Annotated in this window: 14 protein-coding genes; 9 read left to right on the forward strand and 5 right to left on the reverse strand. The window is 67.3% G+C overall.

The window, feature by feature from the left end; all coding sequences use genetic code 11:
- Window positions 1–81 precede the first annotated feature (81 nt).
- The 4 genes from GV792_RS06745 to GV792_RS06760 all read left to right on the forward strand — a co-directional run bounded on the left by GV792_RS06745 (window position 82) and on the right by GV792_RS06760 (window position 5,351).
- Window positions 82–1,284, forward strand: coding sequence for a M50 family metallopeptidase (locus GV792_RS06745; RefSeq protein WP_163822845.1), 1,203 nt, complete (start codon window positions 82–84; stop codon window positions 1,282–1,284).
- Window positions 1,285–1,408: 124 nt separating this feature from the next.
- A complete protein-coding gene (ispG, locus tag GV792_RS06750) occupies window positions 1,409–2,566 on the forward strand; it encodes a flavodoxin-dependent (E)-4-hydroxy-3-methylbut-2-enyl-diphosphate synthase (RefSeq protein WP_163822846.1) in 1,158 nt (385 codons plus the stop codon).
- 70 nt (window positions 2,567–2,636) lie between these two features.
- Window positions 2,637–3,500 carry a GNAT family N-acetyltransferase gene (locus GV792_RS06755; RefSeq protein WP_163822848.1) on the forward strand — a complete coding sequence of 288 codons (864 nt, stop codon included), beginning with the start codon at window positions 2,637–2,639 and terminating at the stop codon, window positions 3,498–3,500.
- Between the two features lie 63 nt (window positions 3,501–3,563).
- Window positions 3,564–5,351: a penicillin-binding transpeptidase domain-containing protein gene (locus GV792_RS06760; RefSeq protein WP_163822849.1), complete on the forward strand. Its 1,788-nt coding sequence runs from the start codon at window positions 3,564–3,566 to the stop codon at window positions 5,349–5,351.
- On the opposite strand, the gene GV792_RS06765 is transcribed toward GV792_RS06760, so the two are convergent.
- Together GV792_RS06765 and GV792_RS06770 are read right to left on the reverse strand one after the other, a co-directional pair.
- Window positions 5,311–5,616 carry a hypothetical protein gene (locus GV792_RS06765; RefSeq protein WP_163822850.1) on the reverse strand — a complete coding sequence of 102 codons (306 nt, stop codon included), beginning with the start codon at window positions 5,614–5,616 and terminating at the stop codon, window positions 5,311–5,313. The genes GV792_RS06760 and GV792_RS06765 overlap by 41 nt on opposite strands.
- 232 nt (window positions 5,617–5,848) lie before the next feature.
- The gene (locus GV792_RS06770; RefSeq protein WP_163822852.1) at window positions 5,849–6,346 is read right to left on the reverse strand and encodes a peroxynitrite isomerase; all 498 of its coding nucleotides are present in this window, start codon (window positions 6,344–6,346) and stop codon (window positions 5,849–5,851) included.
- Window positions 6,347–6,460: 114 nt separating this feature from the next.
- On the opposite strand from GV792_RS06770, the gene GV792_RS06775 reads away from it, so the two are divergent.
- A complete protein-coding gene (locus GV792_RS06775; protein ID WP_163822854.1) occupies window positions 6,461–7,798 on the forward strand; it encodes a TIGR03118 family protein in 1,338 nt (445 codons plus the stop codon).
- A gap of 24 nt (window positions 7,799–7,822) precedes the next feature.
- Here the strand turns inward: GV792_RS06775 and GV792_RS06780 are convergent, their stop codons facing one another.
- Entirely contained in the window at window positions 7,823–8,176 is a 354-nt protein-coding gene (locus GV792_RS06780) for a winged helix-turn-helix transcriptional regulator (RefSeq protein ID WP_175582941.1), read from the reverse strand.
- Between the two features lie 71 nt (window positions 8,177–8,247).
- On the opposite strand from GV792_RS06780, the gene GV792_RS06785 reads away from it, so the two are divergent.
- Window positions 8,248–9,039 (forward strand): SDR family oxidoreductase, encoded by a 792-nt coding sequence (locus GV792_RS06785; RefSeq protein WP_163822856.1) that lies wholly within the window; start codon window positions 8,248–8,250, stop codon window positions 9,037–9,039.
- A gap of 191 nt (window positions 9,040–9,230) precedes the next feature.
- Complete coding sequence (locus GV792_RS06790; RefSeq protein ID WP_163822857.1) at window positions 9,231–9,656, forward strand: DUF4254 domain-containing protein; 426 nt, start codon at window positions 9,231–9,233, stop codon at window positions 9,654–9,656.
- Window positions 9,657–9,672: 16 nt separating this feature from the next.
- On the opposite strand, the gene GV792_RS06795 is transcribed toward GV792_RS06790, so the two are convergent.
- Window positions 9,673–10,170 (reverse strand): hypothetical protein, encoded by a 498-nt coding sequence (locus tag GV792_RS06795; protein ID WP_256667935.1) that lies wholly within the window; start codon window positions 10,168–10,170, stop codon window positions 9,673–9,675.
- Window positions 10,171–10,464: 294 nt separating this feature from the next.
- Here GV792_RS06795 and GV792_RS06800 point away from each other — a divergent pair, with 294 nt between their 5' ends.
- Window positions 10,465–11,280: an ABC transporter permease gene (locus GV792_RS06800; RefSeq protein ID WP_163822859.1), complete on the forward strand. Its 816-nt coding sequence runs from the start codon at window positions 10,465–10,467 to the stop codon at window positions 11,278–11,280.
- Window positions 11,277–12,110: an ABC transporter permease gene (locus GV792_RS06805; protein WP_163822861.1), complete on the forward strand. Its 834-nt coding sequence runs from the start codon at window positions 11,277–11,279 to the stop codon at window positions 12,108–12,110. The genes GV792_RS06800 and GV792_RS06805 overlap by 4 nt, the downstream gene beginning before the upstream one ends.
- Here the strand turns inward: GV792_RS06805 and GV792_RS06810 are convergent.
- The gene (locus tag GV792_RS06810; RefSeq protein ID WP_163822863.1) at window positions 12,107–12,967 is read right to left on the reverse strand and encodes a helix-turn-helix domain-containing protein; all 861 of its coding nucleotides are present in this window, start codon (window positions 12,965–12,967) and stop codon (window positions 12,107–12,109) included. The two genes, GV792_RS06805 and GV792_RS06810, sit on opposite strands and share 4 nt — an antisense overlap.
- Between the last annotated feature and the right edge of the window lie 47 nt (window positions 12,968–13,014).

A 13,014-nucleotide genomic window follows, 5' to 3' on the forward strand; every position in this document is an offset into this window, starting at 1 on the left:
GAACGGGTGCTCGCGGCCGACCAAGGACGCGTGCGTGCCGGGTACTGACGAGCTGCGCAACGCAGGAGGGCTGTAGAGCAAATGGTGTTCGCGTTCGGTTTCGCGCTGTTCGCCCTCGGCATCACAATCTCGATCGCGCTACACGAGTGCGGGCATATGTGGGCCGCACAGGCGACCGGGATGAAAGTGCGGCGGTATTTCATCGGCTTCGGGCCGCGCATCTTCTCCTTTCGCCGGGGTGAGACCGAGTACGGCGTGAAGGCGCTGCCGTTGGGCGGGTTCTGCGATATCGCGGGCATGACCGCGCTCGACGAGCTCGAGCCAGAGGAGCTCGACCGGGCCATGTACCGGCAGGCCACCTGGAAGCGCCTTGTCGTCATGTTCGGCGGTATCGCGATGAATTTCTTGCTCGGTTTCCTGCTGGTGGTCGTGCTGGCCGTCGGCTGGGGTCTGCCGAGTTTCGATCAGCCACCGCCGACCGCTCTGGGCGAGATGAGCTGTGTCGCCCAGCAGAATCCGGACGGCACCCTGGCCGAATGCACCGGTAGCGGACCCGCGCAGCGGGCCGGACTGCAGCGTGGCGACGTCGTGACAGCCGTCAATGGCGTCGAGGTCGATACCTGGCAGGAGTTCCAGTCCGAGACCCAGAACCAGACCGGCCCGTTCACCTACACCGTCGAGCGTGACGGCCAGACGCTGACGATCCCGGTCACCCCGGAACGTGTGACCCGCTACCCGTCCGATGGCGGGCCGGGCCGTGAAGTGGGCGCCGTCGGCGTCGGCTCCGACTACTACGGCCCCGTCAAGTACAACATGCTGACCGCCATCCCGGCCGCGGGCGCGTTCACCGGTGACATGTTCGTGCGCACCTTCGAATCGCTGGCCCAGATGCCCGCCAAGGTGGCAGATCTGTGGACCGCGGTGACCGGCGGGGAGCGCGATCCGGAAACCCCGGTGAGCGTGTACGGCGCCTCCAAGATCGGTGGCGAGACGGCCGAGCGCGGCCTGTGGGGGCTGTTCATCCTGGTGCTGGCCAGCCTGAACTTCTTCCTCGGCGCGTTCAACCTGTTGCCGCTGCTCCCGCTGGACGGCGGGCATATCGCGGTGGTGCTCTACGAAAAGCTCCGCAACATCGTCCGCGGCTGGAAGGGGCTGGCGCCCGGTGCGCCGGTCGACTACCTGAAGTTGCTGCCGGTGACCTACGTGGCGGTGGTGATCGGCGGCGCCTACATGGTGTTGACGCTTGTCGCCGACATCGTCAACCCCATCGAACTGTTCCCCTGACCGGCGCACCGGATGTTCGGGTGACGGCCGTCGCCCTGTCATGGTGGTCACAGCAGAACGACGTTTCCGCGCGACTAGACTCGCAGGCGAACGGCCCGAACCAGACGAAAGCAGGCAGTCGAAGGTGACCAGCACAATCGGATTGGGAATGCCGTCCGCGCCCGCGGCCGTGCTGACTCCCCGCCGCAAGACTCGTCAGCTGATGGTGGGCAACGTCGGTGTGGGCAGCGATCACCCGATTTCGGTGCAGTCGATGACGACCACCAAGACTCATGACATCAACGCGACGTTGCAGCAGATCGCGGAGCTGACCGCGTCAGGCTGCGATATCGTGCGCGTGGCCTGTCCCCGCCAGGAGGACGCCGACGCGCTGCCGGTGATCGCGAAGAAATCGCAGATCCCGGTGATCGCCGACATCCATTTCCAGCCCCGCTACATCTTCGCCGCGATCGACGCCGGTTGCGCCGCGGTGCGCGTCAACCCCGGCAACATCAAGGAGTTCGACGGCCGGGTCAAGGAGGTCGCCAAGGCTGCGGGCGATGCCGGTATCCCGATCCGTATCGGTGTGAACGCGGGCTCGCTCGACAAGCGGATGCTGGAGAAGTACGGCAAGGCCACCCCGGAGGCGCTGGTCGAATCGGCGCTGTGGGAGGCGAGCCTGTTCGAGGAACACGGCTTCGGCGATATCAAGATCTCGGTCAAGCACAACGACCCGGTGATCATGGTTGAGGCCTACCGGCAGCTGGCCGCCCAGTGCGACTACCCACTGCATCTCGGTGTGACCGAGGCGGGGCCCGCGTTCCAGGGCACCATCAAGTCGGCGGTGGCCTTCGGTGCGCTGCTGAGTGAGGGCATCGGCGACACGATCCGGGTGTCGCTGTCGGCACCGCCCGCGGAGGAGATCAAGGTCGGCGGGCAGATCCTGCAGTCGCTGAACCTGCGTCCGCGCAAGCTGGAGATCGTCTCGTGCCCCTCGTGTGGTCGTGCCCAGGTCGACGTCTACACCCTCGCCAACGAGGTGAGCGCCGGGCTGGAGGGAATGGAGGTGCCGCTGCGGGTCGCCGTGATGGGCTGTGTGGTCAACGGTCCCGGTGAGGCGCGCGAGGCCGACCTCGGGGTCGCCTCCGGCAACGGCAAGGGGCAGATCTTCGTCAAGGGTGAGGTCATCAAGACCGTGCCGGAGGCGCAGATCGTGGAGACCCTGATCGAAGAGGCCATGCGCATCGCCGAGGAGATGGGCGAGGATGTCGGCGCCGGGGATCCGGTCGTCACCGTCGGCTGAACGCCGTACCGGACCAGGGGTTTCGGGATACCCGGGGCGCGACGCCCCGGTTCATGGCAGGCTGTGAGACGTGCGGAGTCTGCTGGAGCCGACGCGACGTGCGAAAAACCTCCCCGCGCGTCAGCTCGCCAAGCGGGACCTGGCGCAGGTCCTGCGAGTGCTGGATGCCGATCCGGTGGCGTGCTGTATGGTCGCGGCCCGGCTACAAGAATTCGGCATCGATGCCGGCGGCGGGCAGGGTGAGCTGTGGAGTCGCGGTGGGCCTGCCGAGTCGCTGTGCTTCTCCGGGGTGAATCTGGTGCCGCTGCTCGGTGATCAGGACGCGCTACGCGCCTTCGCCGACCGCGCCATCCGCTGGCCGCGCATCTGCTCCTCGGTCGTCGGCCGTCAGGAGCTGGCGCTGCCGTTGTGGGAGATGCTGGTCGAGCAGTGGGGCCCGGCTCGCGAACTGCGTGCCGACCAGCCGTTGCTCGCTCTGGACGAGCCCGCCGCAGCCGCGCCCGATCCGCAGGTGCGCCGGGTGCGGGTCGACGAGATCGACCGCTATCTGCAGGCCGCTATCGCCATGTTCATCGAAGAGGTCGGGGTCGACCCACGGGCAGGTGACGGTGGTCGCGGATACCGGAGGCGGGTCGCGGGCCTGATCGAATCCGGGCGTGCGTGGGCCAGATTCGAGGACGGCCGGGTGGTGTACAAGGCCGAAGTGGGGTCGCTGTCGCGGCGCACCGGCCAGATCCAGGGCGTCTGGGTACATCCCGACCGGCGCGGCAACGGAGTCGGCACCGCGGGCACCGCCGCGGTGGCCAATGCGGTGGTGGCCTCCGGGCGCACCGCCAGCCTGTATGTCAACGACTACAACGAGATCGCGCGCAAGGCCTACCGCCGCGTCGGGTTCCGGCAGATCGCCACCTTCACCACGGTGCTGCTGGACTGACGGCCGCCGAACTCCGGTGCGCCACAGGTGTTTGCCCGCCGGTGGCCGGTTACCATCGGTCCGATGTCGACTCGCCTGTTCCTCGTGCTGTTCGTCGCCGCGCTCGCGGTTGCCGCAACGGGCTGTGCGGCGGGCCCACAGGGGCCGATCACCGCCGCCGACGCGTTCGTCAGCGCCTTCGCCGGACATGACGTCGAGTCCGCGTCCGAGCGGACAAGCCAGCCCGAACGGGCAAGGCAGGCACTGACTTCGGCATGGACCGGGTTGCAGGCCGAGCAGCTGAAGGCGCATACCGGCGCTGCCCGCGTCGCCGGTGACACCGCAACCGTCGACTACACCTACGAATGGGTGCTTCCGAAGAACCGGGTGTGGACCTACTCCGGAAAGCTGCAGATGGGCCGCACCGACGGTCGGTGGACGGTGCGCTGGACCTCGTCGAATATTCATCCCGAACTCGGCGACACCCAGGAGATGGTGCTGCGGTCGGAGCCGGCGCCGCGCGCCAGGGTCAACGAACAGTCCGGCAGCGATGTCCTGGTCCCCGGCAAGGTGTCGCGGGTGACCTTCCGTGCCGCCGACGCGTCCGACCCCGGCTCGGTGGCAGGTGCGCTCTCGGCCGCGCTGATCCGCTTCGACAAGGAACTGACCGCGTCGGCGATCCTCGACTCGGCCCGCAGGGCACAGGGCGCCTACACCGTCGCCAAGCTCAGCGAGTTCGAATTCGACCAGGTCAGTATTGATCTCATCGGTCTGCCCGGCGTGACACTTACCCAGGAATGGGATCTGGTGCCCACCGAACGTGGCTTCGCTCCCGATCTGATGACGCAGGTCAGGCAGACGGTGATCGACGAGGTCGACGGCAAGGCGGGCTGGAGTGTGGTCCTGGAGAACGCCAATGGCGCCGAGACCGGGGTGTTGACCGAGGTGGCCGCGCAGCCTGCGCCGTCGTTCTCGCTCAGCGTCGACCGCAATGTGCAGAACGCCGCGCAGCATGCGGTGTCGCTGCGCACAGAGCAGACCATGATGGTGGTGATCGAGCCGTCGACCGGTGCGATCGTCGCGGTGGCGCAGAACGAGGCCGCCGACCGCGACGGACCGGTCGCGACCATCGGCCAGTATCCGCCGGGTTCGGTCTTCAAGACCGTCACCGCGGCGGCGGCGATGACCGAGGACCTCGCTTCTCCCGACACCGTCCTGCCGTGTCCGAGCCAGACCATTATCGGTGAGCGCACCATCCCGAACTACAACCACTTCACCGTGGGCAGTGTGCCGATGGCGACCGCCTATGAACGCTCGTGCAACACCACGTTCGCCACTCTGGCCAGCAAGCTGTCGGCGGACGCACTGCACGATATGGCGGCCGCCTTCGGGATCGGACCGGTCTACTCGGTGGCGGGGCTGCCAACGGCGTCGGGTTCGGTGCCACCCGCCGACGACGAGGTCCAGCGTGCCGAGGACGGTATCGGGCAGGGTCGGGTGGTGGTCAGCCCGTTCGCGATGGCGCTCGTGGCCGCGACGGTGGCACACGGGGCAGTGCCGGTGCCTTATCTGATCGCGGGGCGCGCAACCACCGTGGACGGGGACCGGCCCGACATCGAGCCGGCCGTGATCGACGGTCTGCGGACGATGATGCGCAAGGTGGTCACCGGCGGCACCGCGGGCCGAATCGCCGACCAAGGCGAGGTGTACGGCAAGACCGGTGAGGCCGAGGTCGACGGCGGTTCACACTCGTGGTTCGTCGGCTACCGCGGCGGCCTCGCCTTCGCGACGCTGCTGGTGAAGGGCGGAAGCTCCGACAACGCGGTGGCCGTCACCCGGGATATGTTCGCGGCGCTGCCGCCGGGCTACTGAGTGGTCGATCTTCGGCCGACAGAGCGGAACGCAGTTGTACCGCTGCGGTGAGATAGGTGGCGGAGAAGAGCTGGGCCGTGGGGCCTGCGAAGACTGTCGCGTTCGGATAACTGTCGGGGGATTCACGCGCCGGTTCTATCTCGCGGATGACGGCCGGGTGAACCGCGCCGCCGGAAGCCGAGGTGTCGGTGCCGATGATCTCGACGACCCCGGCGCCGCTCAAAATCATTCCGGCGGTGATGAGGACAAGGGTAGAACGCTTCATGGCCGGCTCCCTCGAATCAGGGTGTGCGGGAAGAGCTCGTGCTGCAGCCTCGTTGCGGCAAGTGAATTCGCCAGAGAATGACTGGATGTTTGCTGTTAAGGCCAACCTATGCGTTAACCGCGGGCCGAGACAAGAAAAATGTGGCCGACCGTATATCCGACCGGAAATCGTGACCCTAGCCACCGCCGATTCGTGACCATCCCGTTATCCGTGCGCGGAGTCTCGGAGTAGTTCAGGCGCGATACAACGTGGCTGCCAGATGGTGTTGCAGCGGTTCGCCCACCGCCGCCATCCGCAGCGTGTAGTCGATGACGTCGCCGGATTGTCGAATGGAGCGTCCGAGTGCGGTCACCGATTTCGCGGTGCCGCTGAGCCCGATATTCGTCGACTCGAATTCGAAGCGGATTTCGCCGTCGACGACGGTAAGCGCGCCTTCGCATATTTCGGTGATACCCGTCGGGTGCGCCAGGATCAGCTCGACTCGATCCGGGCGCGGGCACCGCAGGTACCCGGTCTCGGCGTGTAGCGGGCGGTTGTCGTCGGTGGCGCGGGTGCGTTGCCGGTAGGTGAGGAATGGCCGGCCGATATGGCCGAAATGGATTTCCTCCAGGTAGTCGAACGATTCGATCGTCGGGTATTCACCGTGCCCGGTACCGCGCCAGGTGCCGAGCAACGGGGCCAGCGGTGCGATATCAGGATGGGGCGCGACAGGCGGCTGGGGTTCGACCACGGCGGCCAGCTTAAACCCATGGCGGAAGCGATGTTTCCCGGCTCCCTTGTTTCTTACACGCTAAGGTGAGCCACGCCTGATGGGTGAGGGGCTGTGTTGTCGGAAGGGACAAGAATGCTGTACGGACACCGGGCCGATTCCGGTAACTGGCGCTCGCGCACCGCTCTGCTGCGCGTCTCGGCACTCGGTGCTGTGCTCGTGGTCGCCGCCGCCTGTTCGGACGCCGGCTCACGGCCCGATGACGTCGCGCTGGACGGCAACCGTTACGTACTGACCGCCCTGGCCGCGGGCGACGACGACGCGCACGCCGCCGTTACCGTCTCCGAACTGGTGAACGCATGGGGCTTCGCCGACCGGGCAGGCGGGCACTTCCTCGTCGGCGCGGGTGGTAAGGCCTTCGGCTTCCTCGGCGACGTCCGGTCGGCCGACAAGCCCGAGCTGCACACACTGTCACAGGATGGGTTTGTGGCGATGACGGTGCCCGGTGCCGATTCCGATACCTCGGACAAGAGTGCGGGCACAGTGACCGGTGTCGTGGCGAATCCGGCGCCGCCGAACTCGGATGTGTTCGTGGTGCGTGATCAGCCCGTGCCGTTCGAGGGTCTGCCGCCGTTGCTGCTGACCGGGTCGGCGCGCAATATCATCGCCACCGATTCCGGCAAGATCTCCGCGTGGACGGATGTGGCGCCCGATGGGGCCGTTATCCGGCATGACGGTCCGGCGAATCTGGTGTTCGACGGTTCCGCACAGCAGATGGCGTTCTACGGCATCGCGCTGGCGCCGTCGGGTGACACGCTGCTGGCCGCCGATTTCGGCGCCGAACCGCAGGTGCGCACGTTCGACAAGAACTGGCAACTGGTGGCGACCGCCGGATTCGCCAACCCGTTCGCCACCGGCGAGGCCGTCGACGCCGATAAGCCGGAACTCGGTCGCACACCGGTGCCGGGTGATCTCGCGCCGTTCAACATCACCGTCGTCGGTGACCGCGTCTTCGTCTCCTATGCGGTGACCCGGCCCCATGCCGATGACACCGAGAAGTTCGCGGTGGGCGAGCGCGAGGTTGTCGACGCCGACGGCTCTGCCGCTGACGAGCCGGCCAAGGGCAAAGTCGCCGAGTTCGCCGCCGACGGCACCCTGGTCCGCATCCTCGATGACGGCGGCAGGCTCAATGCGCCATGGGCGGTGACGGTCACGCCGTCCACCTTCGGCCCGCTCAGTGGCAAGTTGCTGATCGGCAATACCGGGGGAGCGGGCCGCATCCTGGCCTACGACGACACCACCGGGAAGTTCGTCGACTATGTGCGCGACACCGCGGGCGCCCCGCTCTCGGTGCCGGGCCTGCGTGGGCTGGAATTCGGCAACGGTGCTTCCCTCGGCGACTCCGACGCGCTGTATCTGACGGCGGCGCCGACGCCCGAAACGGCGCACTTCTCCAGCGTTCGCCTCAAGTGATCCGGTGAACTCGCCGGAACGCGCTCACGGGCCGTCCGGCGAGTCGGGTGCCGTCGGTGTCCAGCGTTCGGACCATGTCCACAGCGGTTCGAGTGCTTCGCAGAGTTCGGTGCCCGCTGTGGTGAGCTCGTAGCTCTTGTCGGTGTTCTTGGTGACCAGGCCCGCGGTCTGCAGGTGCTGTAAGCGTGTGGACAACATGCTCGACGAGCAGTTGCCCATGCGCCGGCGCAGCTCGAGGAAGCCGATCCTGCCCGGTTCCAGTTCCCAGATCGCGCGCAGCACCCAGCGCTGTCCGAGTAGATCCATCGCCGCCAGTATCGGCGCGTGGGTGGGGTCGTGCTGTCCACGCGACGGCGTCGGCTCACTTGCGCTTCTCATTTAGAACCACCATAGTGATTCTAAATCAGAAGCATGGTGCCGGGTGCGGCATGGACGGGAAGGCGTGCCGGATGGGCGAATCCGAGGCGAAGGCAGCATCGGAGGCGAAGGGAGCGCGGCGCACGGTCGTGATCACGGGCGCATCCCGCGGCATCGGTGCCGAGACGGCCCGGGTGCTTGCGGCAGGTGATGACCACGTCGTCATCAACTACCGCGAGAAGCGCAAACGCGCCGAGACGCTCGCGACCGAGATCATCGCGGCCGGCGGCACCGCATCCATCGCCGGCGCCGATATCTGCGACGCGGCTTCCACCCAGGCCCTGATCGACGAGGTGACCGAGCGTCACGGACAGCTGGACGTGCTGGTGCTCAACGCGTCGGGCGGGCTGGAACGAGGCGCCGCACCGGATTACGCGATGACGATCAACCGGGATGCGCAGGTGCGATTGGTGCGACTGGCCCTGCCACATATGCCTGCCGGGGCTCGCATCGTCTTCGTCACCAGCCACCAGGCGCACTTTCACGGGCGCAAACCGGTACCCGCCGACTACGAGCCCATCGCGGCGAGCAAACGCGCCGGCGAAGACGCCTTGCGTGCGATGATCCCGGAACTGGCCGAGCGCGGTATCCGGGTGCTCATCGTGTCCGGTGACATGATCGACGGCACCATCATCGTGCGGCTGCTGGAACGGCGTGACCCGGAGGCGGGCACGGCGCGCCGTGACCAAGCCGAGCTGCCGACGATCGGCGAGTTCGCCGCCGCGGTGGCCGCGGCCGCGTCGAGTGATGCGGAGTCCGGCACGACCACCTACGTCGGGGGACCGGACTATCTCGCCGGTGCATCCTCGAGTGTTTCGGCCTGAATCCGCTGCCGAAAGCAGGCGTTTCGGGCGCCTCGCCGGTCGGTGACACCGAGAGTTGCGGAAAACGGTGACGGCTGCCGGGAAGTGGTGGACGCTATCGGGGTGAACGGTGCACCGAGTCCGAGGCGGCGGCGACAGCCGGAGCCTCGGTCCCTAGTGCGCCGGGGACGTGCGGCGGCGAGGTGGTACCGGTGATTCCGAGCAAGGAGCTGGTGCTCGCCGCGTGCCGTGGTCTGCCGCACGCCGATCATCCGATGCTGGATGCCGCCGGTGAGCTGACCCAGCTGCACGAGCTGCGGGAGCGCACCCCGGTCAGCGCCCTGGCCAAGGTGGATCGGCGGCGCGGACAGCTGGTCCGCGCGATCGATCGGTGGGTGACGCTGGCGACGCCGATACCGCACGGATCGGCGCGGATGCACACCGAAACGGTCGGCAGCATCGTCGACCGGATGGCGCAGCTGACTGTGCACGCCTTCGTGGCCTCCGCGCATGCGCCGGACACCGTCTATTACGACGCGTGGGTGCGGTTACACGAAGTCGCCGACACCTATCAGGACCTCATCGTGGAATTGCGGGTCGGCAACCGCAGGCTCCCCGACGCCGCAGGGGAGTGGTGAGCGGGCGCAGCCGGTTTCAGCGCCCGCGGCCGAACAGACGGAACGAGCGCACTTTGCGGCGCGGCAGCGTTGCGTAGACCATGGTCATCTCCGCGAAGACACCGGCGTCGCGTTCACGTTCGTCGCCGAAATCGTCGCGGCCGAGCACATGGGCGACCGATCCGGGCGACATCGACGACAGCACCGAGGCCAATGTGGGGGACAATTCCGCCGCGGGTGTGTCGAGATTGCCGTGTCCGAGCAGCATATGGCCGACGGCGTGCAACACGATGTGCTCGGTGTTGCGGCCGGACGCCGCCGCGTCGTAGACGATGATGTCGTCGTATTTGCGCGCGATCCACAACCCATTGCCGCCGCAGCCGATCTCGGCCAGCACCGACCGATGGACGGGTTGCAGCGACAGCGGCCTGCTCCGGTAGGCGGCCACCTGAGCGAGGTAGGCGTTCAGGTCCCACGGGTGCGGTAGCGGTACCGTCCGCGCCGCCTCACCCAACCGGGCTTCCATGCTGTTCATCGACGGACACGTTACCGACCCGGACTTGTCTCGTCACTTTCGTGACCGGGCCCGCGACATATCGGCCGCACCGAGCGTCGTCGTCGAAACCGCTGGGCAGAGGCCGATTTCGCGTCGCCGACCGGGTGCTCTGGCGCTCCGTCGCCGACGGGCCCACCCACAACGGTCGACCACTTGGTGTGGGCTTTCACACGCCGCACCAGGTGGGGCACGCACATGCCGTGACCGCGATGTGATGGTCTCGCGCGTCCGAACGGAGGACGATGAGCGAGTGTCGAGCTCAGGACCGAGGTGGTGAGCGCGCCGGTCGGCGACCGGCGCGCGGTGCGTGCGGGTACCGCGCGGCAGTGGTGGGTGCTCACCCGGCGATTGATCCGGCCGTCCTGGCGTAATGGCGAATTGCTGACCGCGGTGCTGGCGCCGACGGTGTTCACGCTGGGGTTCTATGTCCCGCTGAATCTGGTGATGAGCTTCTATGGTCACGGGCTCAGCAGTTACGCGCAGTTCCTGATGCCGATGATCGTGATGCAGTCGGTGGCGTTCTGCGCGGGCTCGGCCGCTCTGCGGGCCGCCACCGACGCCCGAGACGGGTTGGACGCGCGATTCGGTTCGATGCCGATCGCCGCGACCGCACCGCTGGCCGCACGCATGTCCGCGGCGCTGTTCCGGACCGCGGTGTCGCTGGCCGCCGCCGTCGTGTGCGGCACGGTGATCGGATTCCGGTTCTACGGCAGTTGGTGGCATACCGCGGGTTTCCTCACGTTGTCGTTACTGATCGCGGCCGCTTTCGCGCTGGGGGCGGACTGGCTCGGCCGGTTGACGCGCAACCCCGAGGCGACCACCCAGTTCCTGGTACTGCCGCAACTGATCCTCGGCATGGTGTCCACCGGATTCGCGCCGGCCGACCAATTCCCGTCCTGGATCCAGGGTTTCGCGACCTACCAGCCGATTTCCCGGTTCATCGACGCCCTGCGGGCACTCGCGGGCGACTCGACGGGCAATGCGGGTGCGGTGGACTGGCCGATCATGGGACCGGCCTTGGCCTGGGTATTCGGGCTGATGCTGGTGTTCGGCGGCCTGGCCGTGGCGGAATCGGTGCGCAGACGATGACCACGGCGACACCGAGGGCCACGCGAGTGCATGAGCTGCCCGCGGTCACCGGCACGACCGAATCCCTGCGCCGGGTGGTGCCGCAAACCCTCATCCAGACCAAACGACTGTTGCTGCGCTGGTGGCGGGACCCACTGACGCTCATGCAGTCGCTGCTGTTCCCGGCCCTGCTACTGGTGATGCTGCAGACCGTGCTCGGCCGGCAGATCACCGCGTTCTCCGGCGCCAGCGCGCTCTACGGTTCGGTGCCGATGGTGGCATTGGTCGGAGTGATGTCGGGTTCGCTGGCCGGTGCGATCACCCTCGGCAGGGAACGCGACGCGGGGCTGCTGGCGCGGTTCTGGGTGCTGCCGGTGCATCGTGCCTCCGGATTGGCGGCACGGATCGTCGCCGAGGGTGTGCGCATCCTGACCTGCACGGTGGTGCTTTTCGCCGTCGGTGTGGTGCTCGGTTTCCGGTTCGAGCAGGGGTTCGCGGCGGCGGTGGCGCTGCTGATGGTGCCGTTGTTGTTCGGACTCGCCTTCGCGACAGCGGTCACCACCGTCGCGGTGTTCGGCGCGAGAGCAGCCGTGGTCGAGGCGATTTCACTGGGTTCGTCGATGATGATGTTCTTCAGCACGGGTTTCGTGCCGCTTGCCGCGTATCCGGGATGGGCGCGCCCGATCGTCGAACATCAGCCGATGAGCCATGCCATCAACGCCATGCGCGGGCTGTCGCTTGGCGGGCCGGTCCGCGAACCGCTGCTGGCGACACTGGCCTGGTCGGTGGGCGCGATCGTGGTATTCGCCGTCCCGGCGGCCATCGGCTACCGCCGCGCCAGCAGGCGTTAGCTCACATTGCTCGCGGCCTCGGAGATGAGCGCCGCCGAATCGCGCGGGCTCAGCGCCATGGCGCGCAGCTGGTCGAAGATGACGCCGAATCGCCGGATCTCGTTATGCCCTTCGATCAGGGCGTCACCGGAGATGCTCTCCACGTACACCAGTTCCGGATCGGCGGGATCATGGAAGTCCAGCAGGGTGAACGCGCCGGCCATACCCGGATGGGCGCCCGCGTCGAACGGCAGGATCTGCAGGATCACGTTCTTCTTCAGCACTTCTTCCAACAGCCGGTGCAGCTGTCCGCGCATGATCTCCGGTCCGCCGACGACGCGCCGGATCGCGGCCTCGTCCAGCACCACCCACAGCTCCAGCGGTTCGTCCTTGGTGAGGACCGCCGCACGGTCCATCCGGGCGCGCGCCCGGCGTTCCATGACCGCCGCGTCGACCTTGGGCATAGAGGTATCGATCACCGCCAAGGCGTATTGCTCGGTTTGCAGCAGGCCAGGGACGTACGAGGTCTGGTAGTGCCGCGCCGATAGCGCCACGGACTCGAAATTGATATACGCCGCATAAACTTCGGTGAGACTGGCCTCGTAAGGCCGTGACATGCCCGGCTTCTGCGCGTCGGTGAGCAATTCCAGCGCGTCCTTGCGGCGCGCATCGTCGACGCCGTACAGGTCGAGCATCGTCAGCAGCGTGCGCCGCTGCGGTCGTGCCTGCGCCCGCTCGATCCGGTACAGCGTGGTGACGTTGATTCCGGTCTTGGCGCTGACCTCCTCCTTGGTCAGATTTGCCTGCTCGCGCATCTCCGACAGCAGTACCGACAGCCGCCGCAACCCCGCGGTGAGGATGGTGCGCTTGCCCGCCATGACAACCCCTTCGCTTCGCGTGTTGTGTCGAATCTACGACGTCGGAC

It is taken from the genome of Nocardia cyriacigeorgica, assembly GCF_010868145.1.
Taxonomy (GTDB): domain Bacteria; phylum Actinomycetota; class Actinomycetes; order Mycobacteriales; family Mycobacteriaceae; genus Nocardia; species Nocardia cyriacigeorgica_D.